This window comes from Haemophilus sp. THUN1692, assembly GCF_059704395.1.
In genome coordinates this window covers 2110264-2129461 of sequence record NZ_AP046579.1, presented here as the reverse complement: position 1 = coordinate 2129461, position 19198 = coordinate 2110264, and the positions used below count along the sequence as shown (strand labels likewise).

Annotated in this window: 14 protein-coding genes and 5 pseudogenes; 3 read left to right on the top strand and 16 right to left on the bottom strand. The window is 37.7% G+C overall.

All coding sequences use genetic code 11. From position 1 onward, the window contains the following. Position 1: 1 nt before the first annotated feature. Both AC6H0A_RS10960 and AC6H0A_RS10955 read right to left on the bottom strand, forming a co-directional pair. Positions 2-1345, bottom strand: coding sequence for a Na(+)-translocating NADH-quinone reductase subunit A (locus AC6H0A_RS10960; RefSeq protein WP_044232209.1), 1344 nt, complete (start codon positions 1343-1345; stop codon positions 2-4). A gap of 293 nt (positions 1346-1638) precedes the next feature. Then, positions 1639-1950: a BolA family protein gene (locus AC6H0A_RS10955; protein WP_005640067.1), complete on the bottom strand. Its 312-nt coding sequence runs from the start codon at positions 1948-1950 to the stop codon at positions 1639-1641. 92 nt (positions 1951-2042) lie between these two features. Here AC6H0A_RS10955 and AC6H0A_RS10950 point away from each other — a divergent pair, with 92 nt between their 5' ends. Continuing rightward, positions 2043-2642 (top strand): YajG family lipoprotein, encoded by a 600-nt coding sequence (locus tag AC6H0A_RS10950; RefSeq protein ID WP_005640069.1) that lies wholly within the window; start codon positions 2043-2045, stop codon positions 2640-2642. A gap of 61 nt (positions 2643-2703) precedes the next feature. After that, a pseudogene (locus AC6H0A_RS10945) lies at positions 2704-3351 on the top strand (FAD-dependent oxidoreductase); the annotation flags it as partial. Here AC6H0A_RS10945 and AC6H0A_RS10940 read toward each other — a convergent pair. From AC6H0A_RS10940 to AC6H0A_RS10890, 11 genes and pseudogenes are all read right to left on the bottom strand, one after another. Beyond that, the gene (locus tag AC6H0A_RS10940) at positions 3347-4213 is read right to left on the bottom strand and encodes an alpha/beta hydrolase (protein WP_005640073.1); all 867 of its coding nucleotides are present in this window, start codon (positions 4211-4213) and stop codon (positions 3347-3349) included. The pseudogene AC6H0A_RS10945 and the gene AC6H0A_RS10940 overlap by 5 nt on opposite strands. 55 nt (positions 4214-4268) lie before the next feature. Beyond that, a pseudogene (locus AC6H0A_RS10935) lies at positions 4269-6334 on the bottom strand (TonB-dependent receptor domain-containing protein). Between the two features lie 77 nt (positions 6335-6411). Further along, complete coding sequence (locus AC6H0A_RS10930; RefSeq protein WP_005640083.1) at positions 6412-7200, bottom strand: TonB-dependent siderophore receptor; 789 nt, start codon at positions 7198-7200, stop codon at positions 6412-6414. Continuing rightward, positions 7197-7619, bottom strand: coding sequence for a hypothetical protein (locus tag AC6H0A_RS10925; protein WP_497512648.1), 423 nt, complete (start codon positions 7617-7619; stop codon positions 7197-7199). Before AC6H0A_RS10925 ends, AC6H0A_RS10930 begins: the two co-directional genes overlap by 4 nt. Then, positions 7576-8808: a TonB-dependent siderophore receptor gene (locus AC6H0A_RS10920; protein ID WP_257008532.1), complete on the bottom strand. Its 1233-nt coding sequence runs from the start codon at positions 8806-8808 to the stop codon at positions 7576-7578. Before AC6H0A_RS10920 ends, AC6H0A_RS10925 begins: the two co-directional genes overlap by 44 nt. Continuing rightward, a complete protein-coding gene (locus AC6H0A_RS10915) occupies positions 8801-9301 on the bottom strand; it encodes a TonB-dependent receptor plug domain-containing protein (protein WP_179230998.1) in 501 nt (166 codons plus the stop codon). The genes AC6H0A_RS10920 and AC6H0A_RS10915 overlap by 8 nt, the downstream gene beginning before the upstream one ends. Before the next feature lie 505 nt (positions 9302-9806). Continuing rightward, positions 9807-10710, bottom strand: a pseudogene (locus tag AC6H0A_RS10910) (siderophore ABC transporter substrate-binding protein). Positions 10711-10940: 230 nt separating this feature from the next. After that, a pseudogene (locus AC6H0A_RS10905) lies at positions 10941-11707 on the bottom strand (iron ABC transporter ATP-binding protein). Next, positions 11698-12657: an iron chelate uptake ABC transporter family permease subunit gene (locus AC6H0A_RS10900; protein WP_179230839.1), complete on the bottom strand. Its 960-nt coding sequence runs from the start codon at positions 12655-12657 to the stop codon at positions 11698-11700. Before AC6H0A_RS10900 ends, AC6H0A_RS10905 begins: the two are co-directional and overlap by 10 nt. Then, positions 12650-12778, bottom strand: coding sequence for an iron chelate uptake ABC transporter family permease subunit (locus tag AC6H0A_RS10895; RefSeq protein WP_290438345.1), 129 nt, complete (start codon positions 12776-12778; stop codon positions 12650-12652). Before AC6H0A_RS10895 ends, AC6H0A_RS10900 begins: the two co-directional genes overlap by 8 nt. 11 nt (positions 12779-12789) lie before the next feature. Further along, positions 12790-13602 carry an ABC transporter permease gene (locus AC6H0A_RS10890; protein WP_005640096.1) on the bottom strand — a complete coding sequence of 271 codons (813 nt, stop codon included), beginning with the start codon at positions 13600-13602 and terminating at the stop codon, positions 12790-12792. A gap of 167 nt (positions 13603-13769) precedes the next feature. On the opposite strand from AC6H0A_RS10890, the gene gorA reads away from it, so the two are divergent. After that, on the top strand, positions 13770-15140 hold the full coding sequence (gene gorA / locus AC6H0A_RS10885) for a glutathione-disulfide reductase (protein WP_179230840.1): 1371 nt from the start codon (positions 13770-13772) through the stop codon (positions 15138-15140). 63 nt (positions 15141-15203) lie between these two features. On the opposite strand, the pseudogene AC6H0A_RS10880 reads toward gorA, so the two are convergent. From AC6H0A_RS10880 to AC6H0A_RS10870, 3 genes and pseudogenes are all read right to left on the bottom strand, one after another. Then, positions 15204-16340: pseudogene (locus AC6H0A_RS10880) on the bottom strand (transposase family protein). A gap of 127 nt (positions 16341-16467) precedes the next feature. Further along, positions 16468-17835: an L-serine ammonia-lyase gene (locus AC6H0A_RS10875; RefSeq protein ID WP_005640103.1), complete on the bottom strand. Its 1368-nt coding sequence runs from the start codon at positions 17833-17835 to the stop codon at positions 16468-16470. 35 nt (positions 17836-17870) lie between these two features. Then, on the bottom strand, positions 17871-19109 hold the full coding sequence (locus tag AC6H0A_RS10870) for an HAAAP family serine/threonine permease (RefSeq protein WP_005640105.1): 1239 nt from the start codon (positions 19107-19109) through the stop codon (positions 17871-17873). Between the last annotated feature and the right edge of the window lie 89 nt (positions 19110-19198).

Sequence of the window (19198 nt, the reverse complement as noted above, 5' to 3'; positions counted from 1 at the left end):
TTTAACCTTCCTTCTCAATCTTATCTAATACTTGACGCAAGATTGAACCGTATTCATATTTGCCCGGGCAAACGAAAGAACATAACGCTAAGTCTTCTTCATCTAATTCAAGACAACCTAACGCTTGTGCGCCATCGGTATCGCCCACGATTAAATCACGTAATAATAATGTCGGTAAAATACCCAACGGCATAACACGCTCATAGCTACCAATTGGAACCATTGCACGCTCACCACCGTTTTCTGCGGTAGTAAAATTGAATAATTTCTTACCGAAGTGACCTAACACTGTACGAGTAATTGAATATTTATTTGATTGCGGTGTAATCCAGCCAAGGAATTCTTTCTCATTACCTTCAGCGATTACCGAGACTTGCAATGCATAACGACTTAAATAATCATGAGCACCTTTTGCAGTTTGTCCACAAAGCACTGAACCAGAAATTACGCGATTTTCACCCGCACTTAATTCATTTTGGGTTAATTGAGAGAGATTAGCACCAATTACAGTGCGAATTAAACGAGGTTCTTTCACTTGCGGACCAGCAAGAGAAATAACACGTTCAACATAAAGCTCACCCGTTGTAAATAATTTACCCACTGCGATCACATCTTGATAATTGATGTGCCATACAGTTTTATTTACACCAACAGGATCAATAAAATGAATATGAGTACCAACAAGACCTGCAGGGTGAACTCCACCAAAATCATGAATCTGTAAATTTTCAAGATCAACAGTTGGGATATTGGTATCACCTGCTTTACACAAATGTAACGGTTTTGAAGGGAATAAACGACTTAATACTGTTAAACCATTCGTGAAATCTTGCCAAAATTCTTTTAGCACGATTGCAGGATCTGCGGCTAATGGATTGGTATCCATTGCATTCACGAAAATTGAGGACGACTCACTATCAATCGCAGGCACTTTGCTAAATGGACGAGTACGTAATGCAGTCCATAAACCTGATTCAACAAGGTTTTGTTTTACTTGTTCAGAAGAAAGCGTATTCAATTGTTCTGCACTATATTTTGCGAAAGTGATTTGCTCATTTCCTTCCACATTAATTACGACAGATTGTAATACGCGTTTCTCACCACGATTGATTACAGTGATAGTACCACTTGCAGGGGCTGTAAAAATCACACCTGGATTTTTCTTGTCTTCAAAAAGCACTTGGCCTTTCTTTACAACATCGCCTTCGCGCACCTTCATCGAAGGACGCATCCCCACATACTCCTCACCTAGAATCGCAACTTGATTCACAACATTTCCGTTGTGGATTACTTGTGCCGGTTTTCCCGCAATTGGGAGATCCAAGCCTTTCTTAATTGTAATCATACTGTTTGCACTACTTTTCAAGGTTAAAAATACAATTGCAAATAAACAAGTTAAATGCAATCTCGTGTTTGAGCGTGACAAAACACCTTTAGAAAGACATCAATGCCACAAAAATAAAAAACTCAAATCGGTTAACTTCACGATAAACATGTTTATCGAGAAATTGAATTTGGATAAAATTAAGCGCCTTATTCTAGCGAAAATCTGCTTTTTTCGCTACTTAAACGCCTACTTTTTTGTAAAAACCTTTTGCGGTATATCAAAAAAATGTTACATCTTCATAACATAAAAAATTAATGTCCAACGCCTGCGCATTTCGTTGAAGCGGGGATTTTCTCATTTAACTCGCCCCATTCCTCTACGGTAAACAAGTGCAATGCTAACGCATGAACACCGCTATTAAGCTCATCTGCAAGCAATTGATAAACACGTTGATGACGCTGCACTTTACGCATTTCTTCAAAAACATTACTCACAATCACACATTTAAAATGAGATTCCGCACCACGACCAGAACTATGTAAGTGGCTTTCATTTTCTACACTAAAAAAGTGCGGTTGAAATTCTAGTTGAATTTTTTGTTCGATAGTTTGTTGAACAGACATCATAAATCTCCACAAAATCACAATGAAACGCTATACATTAGCAATGAAGTTTGCAAGAATAACACAGTTTTAACTGGCTCATTGGGGAAATTATGACATTATCAAACAAAATCAAAACATTATCAGCAGTAACTATTGCAGCCACTACGCTGTTCCTTGCTGGCTGCCAAGCACAATCAAATACATTAACGTTCACTCCACCAGCACCGAATGCCACAATGAACATTAATCAAAATGCAATTGTATATGTAACAACGAAAGATAGCCGCACAACGCGAGATATCGCGAGCTATACCAAACGTGGAGAACTCATTAAATTAAATTCATCACCAAGTGTTACACAATTATTCCAACAAGTGATGCAACAAAATCTTATTAGTAAAGGTTTCAGAATTGGGCAATCCAATGGATCAAATGCATGGGTAACTGTGGATGTCCGTGAATTTGCTACGCAAGTAGAACAAGGTAATCTTCGTTATAAACTTAATACAAAAATTCAAGCAACTGTTTATGTTCAAGGCGCGAAAGGCTCATATAACAAAGCATTTAATGCTACTCGTTCACAAGAAGGCGCATTAAACGCGGATAATGACGAAATTCAAAAAGTTCTATCTCAAACATTTAACGATATTGTGAATAACATTTATCAAGATCAAGAAGTATCCGCTGCGATTAACCAATATGCGAATTAATCGCATAGCTAATTAGATATCTCTTAAATGAGGAAGGTTAATATAACCTTCCTCATTTTTTATATTAGCGAAAAATAACATTGATGTAATTAACGGTTTCGGAAAATTTGTAGATTCCCATACCATTGAAGTAACACTTGCTGATTGCACAAAAGAACAAGTAACTGTAGATCATATTTTAATCGCAACAGGTGGTCTCCTATATCGTCCAAACATTAAGAACAAGAATACGGCATTAATTCAGATAGGTTCTTCGCATTAACAGAATTACCAAAGCGCGCCGCTGTTATCGGCGCAGGCTATATTACCGTTGAACTTTCTGGTGTATTAAACATCCTAGGTGTGGAAACCCATTTATTAGTGCGTCGCCATGCGCCAATGCGTAATCAAGATCCATTAATCGTAGAAACATTAGTGGAAGTGCTTACGCAAGATGGAATTCAATTACATACCAATTCCACACCATCTGAAATTGTTAAAAATGCAGATGGTTCTCTTACAGTAAAATGTGATGGTCAATCTGATATTACTGTAGACTATGTTATTTGGGCTACAGGTCGTGTTCCTGCGACAGATAAATTTGGCTTAGAAAATGCTGACGTAGAAACGAATGAACGCGGCTATGTCAATAGTAGACAAATATCAAAATACTAATGTGAAAGGCATTTATGCGGTAGGCTATATTATCAAAATCGGCCTTATTTTTACCTATCATTTTGCATAAAATCTAAAGAATACTTTACTGCGTCAATAAGCGAATCCCCGTGATTTTTGTTCGGAATCCATTTAAATGTTGCATGATTGCCTTGAGCTTGTAATTTTTCCGCTAATCGTTGAGCATTAAATGGTCGCATCTTCTTTCGTTGCTCAATGCGTTGTTGCTGCTCCTCTGTAATTTTAGGATCTTGTTCCGGATATTCTTCATATTCGCCTAAAGTGATTAAAATATGCTTAGGATGAGATGCAATCCAAGATTCATTTTTAGACAAAAACGCACCGTTTCCCCACCAAAGTGATGGACTCGCCAAGGTGTAATATTGGAATAAATCAGGCTGATGAAACAGCACGTAAAGACCAAACAATCCCCCAAAGGAATGCCCAAAGAAATATTGCTTTTCAGGATTAATGTTGTAATTTTTCTCAATACTCGGTTTAATTTTAGTTTGGATAAAACGTAAAAAATCTCCCGCGCCACCACCTTGCTTAAACTTATCACCTTGTGCTGGAAATGTGTAATCTCTTTGACGCTCTTCAATGGCATAGGCTTTTTCTGAAACATAACCAATACCTACAATCAACGGTAAAGGTAAATTAGCATTCACTGCATTTACCGCTAAAGGAAATTGCGCATTGCCATCAAGTGTATAAAACACTGATAAATTGTGCATCCGTCTCTTCGGCTCGGCGATAAATAAACGATAACGTTTATTCTCAAACACTAAATCTTGTTGATGAATGTGATAAAGTGCGGTTATTTTCGGATTTATTTTAGAAATAAAAAAATCAGGTGCTGCCATGGCTATATTGATCGCCCCTAAATAGAAAAAAAGAATTTTAAATAAAGTACTCATAAGAAAAAGAAAGCTACATTTAGACGGTGCTAAATGTAGCTTATTTTCGTGTTAATTAGAATGTAACATTCAGATTCGTCCAAAAACGTCGGCCTTCTTCAACCGTCCAGCTTCCCCCATTCGTATTCACGCGTTCACCAATTTCATTGCCAATATTAAGCACTGCTAAGCTTAAGGATACATTAGGGTTAAATTTGTAAGTTGTCCCTAAATCCACTGTGGTGTAAGCTGCGCGGGTTCGATAGTGATTTTTGCTATCGCCATTACGTGGGTTCGCCCATATTTGTTTACCTTTATAAGCAATACGTGTATAAGCACTCAAGGCATCATTCATTTGCCAGTTTAATTTAGCACTCGCTGCATGTTTTGGTGTATTATCAAGCGGTAAGCCACGTAGGCTCATTTTAGATACAGAAATATCTTCATCAGATTGGCGTTTAGAGTGTTGATATGTGTAACTCATATCAACATTCCAATGTTCATTAAATGGAATATGAGTGGCAATTTCAGTGCCTTTAATATTCGCACGTCCAACATTAGCATACTCATAAAGTTTTGCCTTCATAACTGGATCAGTTAAACTGGTATAATGGCTCGTTAATTTATTTTTAAAATCCGTATTAAATAAGGTAATGCTCGCGTTATAACCATTATTATTGGTATAAACTAACGCAATTTCTTCGTTCACACTGGTTTCCGGTTTTAAATCTTTATTACCATAAATAACCCCTGCGCCAGCCTCTGTGGACGTCACATAACTTTCACTGATTTCACGAATACTTGGTGCTTTAAAAGCTTTACTTACACCACCTTTTAACGAGAAATTATCATTGATATGATAAACAGCATAAACTCTTGGGCTCCAATGCGAACCATATTTTTCATGATGATCAAGACGAGATCCCAGCGTGAATAAAAGGTCTTTGCCAATATCAATGCAATCTTCTAAGAAAAGTGCGGATTGTTTTACGCTATTTTTACTACTTTCAAATACGGCTCTTGAGGCTTTATGACCATTTGGTAAAGTTTTTGTTAAAACACGTGTTACCGAGTCATCTTGTAATTTAGCTTGTTGAACCTGTCCGCCAAATACAAAGAAATGATTGGATAAAGGCAGCATAAATTTTGCATCAAAGACATTATTTTTGATTTCTGGTTTACGGGTATTCATCACCCCATTAACACTGACTTCGCGTTTTGCAATTTCTTGTGAAAAACTTAATTCTGATGTTATCACATCCCAATCAGCTTGATGTGTGACAGACCAATGATTACGGCTTGCACGAGTAGAATTTAGATTATTAGGCGTGACTGTTGTTCCACGTGTTGTGGTCAAATCAATGGTTTTCCCCAATGTTTCATCTTTTTCTAAACGATGGCGCCCTGCCTCAAAAATAAAGGTTTGTTTATCAACCGGCGTAAAAGTCAATTTCGCATTCAAATTTTGATCTTTATTTTTATTCGATGCGCCAATCAAGTTATCTTCTTGACGATAGTTACCCCCACCATAAACCTGAAGACCTAATATATCCTTAACAAGTGGGCCTGACACAAAGAAATCCCCCTGATAACCATCACCAAAGTCTGACTTATCATGTACGGTAAATCCTGTCGAAACAGATCCTGTCCATTCTTTTGTTGCATTTTTTGTGATGATATTTACCACGCCCCCATTGCGTCCGAGCCGTAGAGCGATGACATTGGTCCACGAACAACCTCAATTCGTTCAATTGCACTAACAGGCGGAATAAATCCTCTTTCAAATCCACCATTACCATTTGGGCGGGATTCACGCGTATTTTGACGACGACCATCCATCATAATTAAAGTGTAGTCCGCCGGTAAGCCGCGAATAGAAATATCGGTTCGGTTTGCATTATTCACTCCGGGAATATCTTGCAACGCGTTCTCTAAACGATTAGAAGGATGCGATCTTAATTGCGCTTGATTCACCACGCTAATACTTGCCAGCGCATCACGTAATTCTTGCGTCGTACCAGAGGCCGTAACCACAATCGAATCAAGGGTTTCAGTATTTTGCTCCGTAGCTGCTGCATTGGTTGCAAGGGCAGCAAGAATTGACAGACTTAAAAGTGAAAGTTTTATTTTGAATGAGTTCATAGTTTGTCCTTAAATTTGTGATGATTAATGTTCAAAAATAATGGGAAAATCGACCGCACTTTTGCGACCGATTTTGCCTAGAATGTCCAATCGAATTTCATCATAACTGTGCGTGGGCGACCATAGAAATTGTTCATCCCACGAGTACGGTTGTAATTGTTCTCGAAATAGATTTTATCCGTTAAGTTCGTCCCAATTAGGCTTAACTTAGCGTGCGGATTAAATTCATATTGAATATTCGCATCCCAAAGAGCATAACCAGCTTGATGGATGCCATATAAACTGCTTGTTGGGCTTTGTGCAGAAACACCACCACCGATAGTTAATTTTGTATTTGGGATATGATAAGAAGTCGCCAAGCGGAACATTTGAACTGGTGTGAAGTTACTGAAGTTATAAGGATCTGCTTTTGCGTTTTTCTCTAGACGTTCAGCATTCACTTCTTGAGCATTTTTATATTTGCTCTTGTTGTAAGTGTAACCTAAAAAGAGTTGCCAGTTTTCAGTGAGATTGCCTGTAGCTTCGATTTCAAAGCCCTTACTTTCAACTCTTCCTATTGGTTTCGCAATGGTTTGGAAAGAGCCTTGTCTACCTGTAAAATCAGGAACAAAACCAAAATTAACAACGGTTCTATTCTTTTGCTCTAAGGTAAATAAAGCCAATGACGCATTTAAACGATTGTCTAAAAATGCTCCTTTCCAACCGACTTCGTAATTTGTTCCAACAAGGGGTGGCAAGGTTGTTTTTGTTGTGACATCAACATTATCTTGTTGCTTAAAGATTTTGGTATAACTCGCATAAACGCTGTGATTATCAGTAAGATCATAAGTTATCCCCAAATAAGGCGTAAACTTATGCCCCGTCATACTGGCTTTATAATGTTCATTATCCGCTTTAACATTACTGGCTGACTGGAAGTTTTGCTAGGTTCACCATAACGAACAGGCATTTCTTTCTGCTGTGAAGTGGTAAAATGTACAAAACTTAACCCAGTTAAGACATGCAATTTATCTGTGGCATTAAAGCGGTTACTTGCTGTAATGGTGTGAGTTTGATTTTTGTTAAAATATTTAGCGTAATTATATTGTGCCAACATATAATCATCTGGGATTTTAACTTGTTTATAAACAGGTGTAGTACCTGCAAAACCAAAAAAAATAGGATTGCCTTTTTCATCAACTTCCTGAATCTTATTACCATTGGCATCAAGTTCATAAACTGGCTCTAAAGCAGGTACTTTATTACCAATAATCATCAATTTTATAAATTTGTTTACCACTGGCATCAAGCATCGGTTTATATTTGGTTTTAATGGCATTTTTACAATCTGGTTCATAGATACTCACATTTCCATATTCATTATATTTATCCCAATCCAGCTCACGATTTCCTTTTTCTGTTGGTAGTTTATTACTACCTAATGGATGTACTTCACATAAGCCATCAAATTGGGCATGAATAGTTCCAGTACTTGGGCGTGGTCTATATTTCTTTTGGAAAATTTCAAGATAAGTTGATTCTATATTTTCATTGTTATAAGCATAACCAAGATAAAAATCGTGGCTTCTATCAAAGAGTTCATAGTTGCCTTTTAAATTTAATTTAATACCATATTGTTTATCCTTTTTTTGATATCTCATTGGCATATAGTTAAATCGACGATTTATCACATCTCGATTATTATAGGCTGAATCATATAAACGATTAGGGAAGCGTTCATTTGGATTATCACTAATTCCCTGATCGGCAAGCACTTTATTAATAAAATCTTGTTTGTATTCTTCATCAGTCAAGGCAGGATAATAACCATCGCAGAAGAAATCCAATGTTCCCCCATCAATACATTGCTGGCGTAGTAAAGTGCGGTCATTTATACGTTTATTTTTATATTGCTCAAAATCTTGTTGATTAAAACCATTCTTTAAATAATCTGCTTTTTTAGATTCAAATTCTGTTTTGGCGTCTTTGCGATATGAAGCTAGTTTTTCTAATGCTTTATCTTTAGGCTCAAAGGGAATTACTTCACCTTTTTCAGTTAAAAAGCTTGTAGCATCTGCGCCAGAAACCCCTGCTGCATGTTCATCTTTAATAAAATATTGCCCCACTTTGGCATCGGAATTATTTTGTGTATAAGAAAGTTCTAAACTTAATTCCCAATCATTATCTAAAAATAATTTTGTTTCAGAGAAAAGATTATATTTATCACCTTTTAATCGAGACCAATTTTCGCCTAAGTATGTACTTCGTGGAAATTTAAGAGGATCTTGGCAAGCTGGGCGAGAAGAAAATGCCGCAACTTTTGGATTCTCACAAGGCAACATAACACCGGAAAAATCTGGTACTTCATTAATTTTTTGATACATACCGCCAAGGGTAAATAAACCTTTATCACGGATATTGCTCTCAAATAAGCCATAAACCATTTGTTTACTGCCTTTTACATCTTGCTTGAAAGAATGTGATTTTTCATCCACGCCCTCGTACGTTTTTTTCTTTATTCATTGGACCTGACACATCAAGCATAGTGCGAACACTGCCACGGTGATCTACGGTAATTTCACCTAAATGTTGGAATTTATCTGTTGTGCGTTTGCGAATAAGATTAATGGTTCCGCCTGGTTCGGAATTAGAATTAGATTGAGTTAAACCAGTTGCACCGCGTACTACTTCAATATGATCGTAAACGGCTAGATCTGTGCTCGGCACCACATCAATTTTAGCGGTATAACCTGAATGCCCGCCTACATTGGTAGTGATACCATCTTCACCAATTTGATCCACATAGAAACCACGAGAGAGAAAACGGGTTTGTAAACCAGAATCATGCACAACATTCACACCGGTAGCGTTTTTCATTGCGTCTTCAAGGGTATGAATCGCGCGATCATCAAGTTGTTTTCTTGTTACCACACTCACAGATTGTGGCGTGTCTTTACCAGAAATACGCAAGCCAGTGGCTGTATTCATTGATTTGATAGTATAGCTTTTACTGCCAGCTGTGGAGTTAACAGGGCTTTCATCAACAACATTGATTTGCTCTAAGCTTTCAGCCTAAGCAAAGGGATGAAAAGCAAATATCGCTAAAGAAATGAGACTTAAAGAAAAGCCTAGGATAGGGGTAGGATTTGTTTGTTTGTTTGTTTATTTGTTTGTTTGTTTGTTTGTTTGTTTGTTTGTTTGTTTGTTTGTTTGTTTGTTTGTTTGTTTGTTTGTTTGTTTGTTTGTTTGTTTGTCAAAGACTACATTATTCGGCATAACTTACTCCAGTTGTTTTCTTGTGTTCCATACATTTCTCCATTTGCTTACATCATTGAATAATTATAAAAAAGAAAGAATAGAGAATACCCTAAAGTTATATTAATGATAATGATTTGCATTATTTTAGTAAAGTATAAATTTAGATTTTTGAGTGAAAAAGAAAATCGGCGAACCAAAAGAACCACCGACTTATCAAAAAAGAAAAATATTGCGTTTATTTCACCGCTTTTTCAAGCTCCGCAGCAATAATCTCCATGGATTCCAATCCTCCAAAAGCCAAATACCAATTTGCGGCATCTAAATATACGATATGGTTGTTTTTAAAGGCGTTTGTTTGTTGAATGAGGGAATTATCAAGCACTTTTTGTGCGTTATTTACTTTGTCGGTGACTGCCGCTGTGCGATCCACCACAAGTAAATAATCTGGATTTTTTTCTAAAATATATTCGAAACCAACGCTCATTCCGTAAGTGGAAGATTTAATATTCGGATCCGCTGGTTTAAAGCCAAATTTTTGATACACCATGCTATAACGCGAGTTGTCGCCAAATGCGCTGATTTTGCTTTCATTTACTAATACGAGCAACGCCGTTTTGCCTTTCGCATCTTTTGCCACTTGCACTACTTTGTTTTCTAAAGCATCCAATTTTTCTTTTGCCACAGTGTCTTTATTGAAAATTTTACCAAGCGCGGTCACATTTTCTTGGAAACTGGGGTAGTAATTGGCGTAGTCATTTTGTACATAGAACACCAGCGCGATTTCTTTCAATTTATCCAACAATTTTTGTTGGCGCGGCGATAATTAAATCCAGATTGAGTTCGTTGATGGCTTCAAATGCTGGTTCAGGTAGGGTGCCGATGTTTTTGAATTTGTCTTGGTTGAACTCAGCCAAATACGCTGGAATATGCCCTGCTTTCGGGAAGCCCACGATTTTACCAGCATCGCCTAAGGCGCGGATGATATCCGCTACGCCAAAATCCAGCACCACTACTTTTTTTGGATTTAGTGGCACGATTTGTTCACCATCTGCATTTTTTACAGTGATGTCTTGTGCGTTTGCCGTTGCCGCTGCGAAAACTGCAATGCTAAGTGCGGTGAGTTTTTTCAATGTTTTCATAGTGTTTCCTTGTGTAATGTTATTAAGGTAAAGAATGCTTCGCTCACCCTGTTTACAGAGGAGGTGCGCAAGTTGAGAAGGGAACTCTATATGGTCCCTTCCTCCCTTTGGGCACGTTATTCGCTACGCTCACCCCATAGGGTTCGTTGGCAAAGCCAACATTCAAAATGCTACGCATTTTGTCCCCCACAAGCAGTGGAAGGGCAAGATAATTTTTATTTAATAAAAGATCATTCCTGACGAAAATAAACCGCAATCTTTCTCCCATCAATTTCTTGAATCGGAATCGTCATTTCGTAAATATCCTGCAGCACTGGTGATTGCATCATTTCTTCCACAGAACCTTGCGCAACGAGCTTACCTTGTTTCATGGCGATAATGTAATCAGAATAACAGGACGCAAAATTGATATCATGAATCACAATCACGACGGTTTTATTCAGCTCCGTGACGAGTTTATGCAGCACCTGCATAATTTGCACGGAATGTTTCATATCCAAATTATTGAGCGTTTCATCGAGCAAAATATAATCTGTATCCTGCGCTAAAGTCATCGCAATATAAGCACGCTGGCGTTGTCCACCACTTAGGTTTTCAATGTATTGATGGCGAATTTCATCTAAATTCATATAAGCAATAGCGTTGCTAATAAAAGTGCAGTCATTTTCGGTGAGATTTCCTTTAGAATAAGGAAAACGACCGAATGCCACCAATTCTTTCACGGTAATGCGCAAATTAATGTGATTGGATTGTTTTAAGATGGCTAATTGGCGCGCAATGTCAGTACTTTTTTGTTCATTCAGTAACTGATTATTCAGATACACTTCGCCGCTATCGGCTGCTAACAATCGGCTGATAATGCCTAGAAGGGTGCTTTTCCCTGCACCATTCGGGCCGATAAAAGATGTAATTTTCCCAGTGGGAATGGTGAGTGATACATCATCCACCACTTTTTTGAACCGTAAGATTTATGAATATGTTTGATTTCTATTGCCATTTTTTATTTGCTCTCAATAACAGAGAAAGGAAATATATGCCGCCCACAAAATTAATTATCACGCTCAGTGGTATGCTGAAAGTAAATACTTGCGCCAATAAAAATTGTCCGCTTACTAAGGTAAAAATAGAAAGTAACATAGCTGCTGGAATAAGGAATTTATGACGATAATCACGCATAAATTCAAAGGTCACATTCATCACCAGCAAGTCTAAAAAAGTCAATGGTCCCACAAGCGTGGTGGAAACAGACATTAAAATTGCCACAATAATCAGCAGTTTTTTAATCATCGGTTGATAATCCACGCCCAAATTAATCGCCTGTTCGCGCCCCAGTGCCAGCACATCCAAGTATTTCCAATAACGCAAGCTAAACAGTATGACGACAATCAAAATCACCAACGCTAACCAAAGAATATGAGTATTAATTCGGTTGAAACTGGCAAAGCCAATATCTTGCGAGATTTGGAATTCATTGGGGTCAATCAATACTTCCATAAAGGTCGTCAGGCTGCCAAAAAACGTGCCAAACACAATCCCGACGAGCAATAAAAAGAAAATATTCTGTGATTCCTTTTTGAACAGAAAATGATAGAGTGCAAGCATAAAGCAAATCATCACGCTAGTACTGCCGAGAAAAAGCGTAATCGGATTGATGGAAAGTAGCGTGTTCGAACCGAATAAAAACAAAATGCCTGTTTGGATTAATAAATACAGTGAATCCACCCCTAAAATGCTCAGCGTGAGAATGCGATTATTTACCACTGTTTGGAAAAGCATCGTAGCTAACGCAATCGCAATGCCTGTTACGACAAGCGCCGTTACCGATAAAACGCGATTGGTTAAAGCATATTGCCAGCGATTTGGTAAATGATAGCCAAGATATAAGGCAATGCTCACGAGCACTAGAACCCCTAAAATCACTAAATGAAGGAACGATGATTTACGCATAACGATCCCGTTTTAGTAAGAAATACAAGAAAATGCCACTGCCAATCACGCCAACGACAGCATTAATAGAAATCTCGTAAGGGTAAATTAGGCTTCGTCCCAAAATATCGCAGAACAACACAAAAACAGCACCTAAAAGTGCGGTGTGAGAAAGGTTTTTTTCAAGTTATCACCCAAATACAATGTGACGAGATTCGGCACAATCAAGCCTAAAAAAGGAATTACGCCGACAGATACAATAATAATCGACGACACCGTTGCCACAATCATCAAGCCAACATAAAGCACTTGGTTATAATTTAAGCCGAGATTGGTCGCGAAATCTTTACCCATTCCGACGATAGAAAAACGATGCGCAAACAGATAAGACACAATCAACATAGGGATGCTGAAATAAAGCAGCTCGTAGCGGCCGCTCATGACAAGAGAAAAATATCCTTGTAACCAGCAGGAAAGGTTCTGCAAGAAATCTTGTTGATAAGCGATAAAAGCAGTGATCGAACTAATGATATTGCCGAACATCATCCCAACTAAAGGTACAAAAATCGTATCTTTGAACTTCAGGCGGGATAGGATCATCATAAATAACAGCGAGCCAAGGAAAAACACCAGTACCGCGATAGTGGTTTTCAGCAATATCGAGGCACCTGGAAAAAATAGAATCGCCAGCAAAATCCCAAGACGCGCGCTATCCATTGTGCCAGCGGTTGTTGGCGATACAAAACGATTTCGGCTCAGTTGCTGCATCACCAAGCCACAAATGCTCAACGACGCGCCCGCAATCAAAATACTCACTAAACGTGGCACGCGACTATCAAGAAAAATCTGCCATTGATTGCCTTTAAAATGGAGCAATCCCTGTAAACTAACCGTACTTATGCCAAGAAAAAGAGAAATAGCGGAAAGTAAAACTAATAGAAAAACTAAGTATCGCCGTTTAAACATCTTAAAATGAGAATGATTCGTAATGAAAAAAAGGATAACATATCAAAGTTAAAAAAGAAAAGGAGATAGTACGATTATTAATAATAACCAATTACATCAATTTATAGCATTCTTCATAAAAATTAGGCAAAATACGGAAAATTTTTGAGTTCAAAAAGGATCAAACTATGACTAAACATTATGATTACATCGCCATCGGCGGCGGTAGCGGCGGTATTGCTTCGCTTAATCGTGCAGCAAGCTATGGCAAAAAATGCGCTATTATTGAAGCTAAACACCTTGGCGGCACTTGTGTAAATGTAGGTTGCGTACCTAAAAAAGTAATGTTTTATGGTGCACATATTGCAGAAGCAATTAACAATTATGCGCCAGATTATGGTTTTGATGTTGAAGTGAAAAAATTTGATTTTTCAAAACTAATTGAAAGTCGCCAAGCCTATATTGGTCGTATTCATACATCTTATAACAATGTATTAGCAAAAAATAACATTGATGTAATTAACGGTTTCGGAAAATTTGTCGATGCCCATACTATTGAAGTAACACTTGCTGATGGTACAAAAGAGCAAATAACCGCAGATCATATTTTAATCGCAACAGGTGGTCGCCCATATCGTCCAAACATTAAAGGACAAGAATTCGGTATTGATTCAGATGGTTTCTTTGCATTAACCGAATTACCAAAACGAGCTGCTGTTATTGGTGCTGGCTATATTGCCGTTGAACTTTCTGGTGTATTAAACAGCCTAGGCGTGGAAACGCATTTACTAGTGCGTCGCCATGCGCCAATGCGTAATCAAGATCCATTAATCGTAGAAACATTAGTGGAAGTGCTTGCACAAGATGGTATTCAATTACATACCAATTCTACACCATCTGAAATTGTTAAAAATGCAGATGGCTCTCTTACAGTAAAATGTGATGGTCAATCTGATGTTATTGTAGATTGCGTTATTTGGGCAGCAGGTCGTGTTCCTGCGACAGATAAAATTGGCTTAGAAAATGCTGGCGTAGAAACGAATGAACGCGGCTATGTCAAAGTAGATAAATATCAAAATACTAATGTGAAAGGCATTTATGCAGTAGGCGATATTATCGAAAACGGCATTGAATTAACACCAGTTGCAGTTGCAGCAGGTCGCCGCCTTTCTGAACGTTTATTCAATAATAAACCGACTGAACATTTAGATTACAATTTAGTTCCAACCGTTGTATTCAGCCATCCACCAATCGGCACTGTAGGTTTAACTGAACCTCAAGCTATTGAACAATATGGCGCTGAAAATGTTAAGGTATATAAATCCTCTTTCACAGCAATGTACACTGCGGTCACTCAACATCGCCAACCGTGCAAAATGAAATTGGTTTGTGTGGGTAAAGATGAAAAAGTTGTGGGTTTACATGGTATTGGTTTCGGTGTAGATGAAATGATTCAAGGATTTGCCGTAGCAATCAAAATGGGCGCAACAAAAGCTGATTTTGATAACACCGTGGCTATTCACCCAACGGGTTCAGAAGAATTTGTGACCATGCGTTAATCTTTAGAGCAAACAAAAAAGGGTTGTAAATTATCGCTCAGCCCAAAAAGTTAAACTATTAAATCAAGAAGAACTAAGCTCTCTAATTAATGAGCTTAGTTCTTTTAGTTTACACTGAATACGCTTATGATTGTAATCATGAATCGTTTTTCGACCGGCTCAAAAGTATCAAATTATTTTACATCGCAGCACGCTGTTTTTAACAGCCCCAAAAGTTCTCTATGGCCACATTATCTGAACAATTTCCTTTTATCGACATACTTTGTCGAATACAATTTTCAACAGGATTTCTTGATAACTTCCCATTTGATATTGCCACACTTGAGCAAAATGTAAAATAGGTGTTGTTCCCTCAAGTCTTGATAACGCTTTCTATATCATTCAGATAATTTGCTCAGAATTAAGGCTCATTAATAAATCATTAATTGTCAATAAATAAAGCTTACCTTCGATACCTTTAAATTCACTGAGGTTTGTTACCCATTTTTCATTCTGTCAGCTTGTAGCAATTTTCTCTCTTATATTTCTCTTAATGTCCAATATATTCATCATACGTTGGACTTTTTTATGATTGATATTGAGTTTTTAGTGTAAAGTAACACAAGATAACCATAACATTCATGATTATCACGATAAATCCGCATAATTTGTTGTTATATCGTTGTATCTTTATTGATTTTTTCAAATGATAAAAGAAAACATCGCGTGCTAAACCCAATATCTGAAGCGGAAAGTTCCACCTTAATACCTTTACGACAGAGGCTTTTTCTGTATTTTTTTGTTGGTTAAGAGCCTACAACTTTTTAGAATCGTATTCTCCGCACGGAGTTTGAGGTTCTCTAATTCCAACATCACCTCTCATATTTTAGGCTTAGGTGGCATTTTGGCGTAGTTAGGTTTCATACTCGGAGGAGCTTTAGATTTCGGCATTAAGCCGTTTATATCTTGTCTTTCAAAGGGGGAATCATGAGTGATTATACTTGAATTGGCAATACATATTGGCACATTCCGTATTGAACCGCTTGAATAACTGTGAGTTTAAATTCTAAGAATACGTTTGTTTCTCACTCACTACTGACAATCCATTGCCCCTACTATGATTAGATTGTTTAATCCAGTGTCTTAATGTTTTATCAGCAAAATAAAAATATTTTTTGTAAGTGAACTATTTTTACCGTTTTAAATATAAAAATCGATCACCTGTTGTTTGAAAGATTAGTTGTATTTAGTCATAAAAAATCTACACCTTAATCAGTTGGTTGTTTAGCCCAACTTTTGAGGTGCAGATCAAATCAAGGCTTAGTTTTATATACAAAATTGTTTGTATTTAAGTACAAACAATTTTAACTGCAAGTCCACCTTGCGATGTTTCGCGATACTTAGCATTCATGTCTTTGCCTGTTTCATACATTGTTTCAATCACTTTATCCAAGGTTACTCTTGGATTAGTGGTACGGCGTAAAGCCATACGTGATGCATTGATTGCTTTTACTGAAGCAATCGCATTGCGTTCGATACAAGGTACTTGAACTTGACCGCCGACAGGATCGCAAGTTAATCCTAAGTTATGCTCCATTGCAATTTCAGCTGCGATGCATACTTGCAGTGGATTACCTCCCAGAATTTCAGCTAGTCCTGCAGCAGCCATTGAACAGGCTACACCCACTTCACCTTGGCAACCTACTTCTGCGCCAGAAATCGAAGCATTCATTTTATAAAGTGAACCAATCATTCCTGCTGCTAATAAATAGCGTTCAATGATTTCAGGTGTTAATGGTGAAATGAACTTCTCATAGTAAGCTAATACGGCAGGAATAATCCCACATGCACCATTAGTTGGAGCAGTGACTACACGTCCGCCCGCTGCATTTTCTTCATTGACAGCAAGCGCAAACATATTAACCCAGTCGATCACTCGCATTGGATCGTTGGACAAATTAGTATTTGCTTGCAACATACGATAAAGAGATGCTGCACGACGTGGCACTCGTAATGGCCCAGGTAAAATCCCTTCAGTATGAATACCATGTTCGATACAAGCTTGCATCGTCTTCCAGACATTCTCTAGATGAGCACTGACAGCTTCTTTTCCATGCAAGGCAACTTCATTTTCCAACATCACAGTGGAAAGCATTAAGCCGTTATCACTGCAATGTTTCAAAATATCTTCTGCATTTTTGTAAGGATAAGGTACTTGGACTATAGTTTTTTCTTCTTGACCAAAATGGGCTTCATCGACAATAAAACCACCACCGATCGAATAATAGGTTTGGCGATAAAGTTCTGTGCAATTGTCATCAAGTGCGGTAATTGTCATGCCATTTTCGTGCAGTTTTAAAAAAGTGCGGTGGAAAATGAGGTTATTTTCAAAATCAAATTTTACCGTTTTTTGACCAACATTAATTGGTAAAAGCGCAGTTTGTTTCACTTTCTCGATGAAACCTGAAATCATATCGATATCCACATTATGTGGTAAATAACCCGCTAACCCCATGATGATGGCGATATCTGTACTGTGACCTCTCCCTGTCATCGAAAGAGAACCATAAACATCCACATGAATTTCAGCGGTTTGTTCAAACTGATTTCGTTCAATTAAGTCATCTATAAATTGTTTGCCAGCTTTCATTGGACCAACCGTGTGGGAACTGGATGGACCAATTCCCACTTTAAACATATCAAATACGCTAATCATAAATTTCTCAAAATTCGCTAAACTTTAAAGGGCGCTTATAATAATCCATAAACAACCGCAGAGATAGCGATTAATCCCATAATCGTTACAAAAACATTGCTGAAACGTCCGCTGTAGCGTTTCATTGCTGGGATTTTGCGAATCGCGTACATTGGCATGATAAACAAAATCATCGCAATGATTGGGCCGCCAAGAGATTCGATTAAGCCTAAGATGCTAGGATTAATAATTGCAACGCCCCATAACGTTAATAAGAAGAAAAGTGCGGTCGCATAATTGAGTTTTTTACGATTTACAGATTCGCCTTTCATTTTTAAATATAAGCCTTCTAAGCCTTCACGTGCGCCCATATAGTGGCCGAAGAATGAGCTAGTAATCGCTAAGAATGCGACAAGCGGGCCAAAATAAGAGATATATGGATTATCAAATTTATTCGCTAAGAAAGACAAGATACTGATATTTTGTGCTTTTGCTGCCACTAATTCTTCTGGCGTTAGTGTTAATACACAGCTAAATACGAAGAACATTACAAAGAATAACAAAATCGTTGAGGCGCCTTTTTCTGTATGGCTGATATGGCGTTCTGCACCATCGAAAGTTTTGTATTCACGGAATTGTGAGCAAGTGAAAGATGAAATTGCTGGTGAATGGTTAAATGAGAATACCAATACAGGAATAGTAAGCCACAATGTTGTGACAAAACCGCCTGCTGTTGGGAATTCATGTAACATCGCACCATTCCATTCTGGAATTAAGTAAATAGAAAGTGCGAATAAAATTAATACTAATGGGTAAACAAGCCATTCTGTGATTTTTAACATCACTTTTTCATTAAATAGCATGACGGAAATCAATATTGCAATTAATACAAAAGAGAGAATCGCTCGGTTTGGTGATGCCATACCAAGTTGATTCACAATGAAAGAATCAACTGTGTTAGTAATACCGTTTCCGTAAATTAAAAGAATGGGAAAAATCGCGAAGAAATAAAGTAGGGTGATAAGTTTACCCGCTGTTTTACCAAAGTGTTCTTCCACTACTTCAGTAATATCGCTGCCAGGATTTTTTGATGAAAGTACAAAGTAGGCTAAGCCACGGTGAGCAAAATAGGTCATTGGTCCGACGATAATTGCCATTAAAACTAACGGCCAGAATCCCCCCATCCCTGCGTTAATCGGTAGGAATAAGACACCAGCGCCAACCGCCGTACCGAAAAGGTTTAACATCCATGTTGCATCAAATTTGTTCCATTTGAGTTTTTCTGTTGGTTTCATAGTTTGCTCCAAAGCATAAATTACTTAAATTTGTCAATTTGCAGAGCAAAATATGCCCTAACAAAATTTGAGTATTATGTTACGCCGAT

Bases quoted from the DNA above. Each gene is read 5' to 3' on its own strand.
- AC6H0A_RS10930 (WP_005640083.1), bottom strand. From the start codon at position 7,200: ATGACGGGGCATAAGTTTACGCCTTATTTGGGGATAACTTATGATCTT.
- AC6H0A_RS10925 (WP_497512648.1), bottom strand. From the start codon at position 7,619: ATGCCAGTGGTAAACAAATTTATAAAATTGATGATTATTGGTAATAAA.
- AC6H0A_RS10900 (WP_179230839.1), bottom strand. From the start codon at position 12,657: ATGCGTAAATCATCGTTCCTTCATTTAGTGATTTTAGGGGTTCTAGTG.
- AC6H0A_RS10940 (WP_005640073.1), bottom strand. From the start codon at position 4,213: ATGAGTACTTTATTTAAAATTCTTTTTTTCTATTTAGGGGCGATCAAT.
- AC6H0A_RS10960 (WP_044232209.1), bottom strand. From the start codon at position 1,345: ATGATTACAATTAAGAAAGGCTTGGATCTCCCAATTGCGGGAAAACCG.
- AC6H0A_RS10890 (WP_005640096.1), bottom strand. From the start codon at position 13,602: ATGTTTAAACGGCGATACTTAGTTTTTCTATTAGTTTTACTTTCCGCT.
- gorA (WP_179230840.1), top strand. From the start codon at position 13,770: ATGACTAAACATTATGATTACATCGCCATCGGCGGCGGTAGCGGCGGT.
- AC6H0A_RS10870 (WP_005640105.1), bottom strand. From the start codon at position 19,109: ATGAAACCAACAGAAAAACTCAAATGGAACAAATTTGATGCAACATGG.
- AC6H0A_RS10950 (WP_005640069.1), top strand. From the start codon at position 2,043: ATGACATTATCAAACAAAATCAAAACATTATCAGCAGTAACTATTGCA.
- AC6H0A_RS10875 (WP_005640103.1), bottom strand. From the start codon at position 17,835: ATGATTAGCGTATTTGATATGTTTAAAGTGGGAATTGGTCCATCCAGT.
- AC6H0A_RS10955 (WP_005640067.1), bottom strand. From the start codon at position 1,950: ATGTCTGTTCAACAAACTATCGAACAAAAAATTCAACTAGAATTTCAA.
- AC6H0A_RS10915 (WP_179230998.1), bottom strand. From the start codon at position 9,301: ATGAATACAGCCACTGGCTTGCGTATTTCTGGTAAAGACACGCCACAA.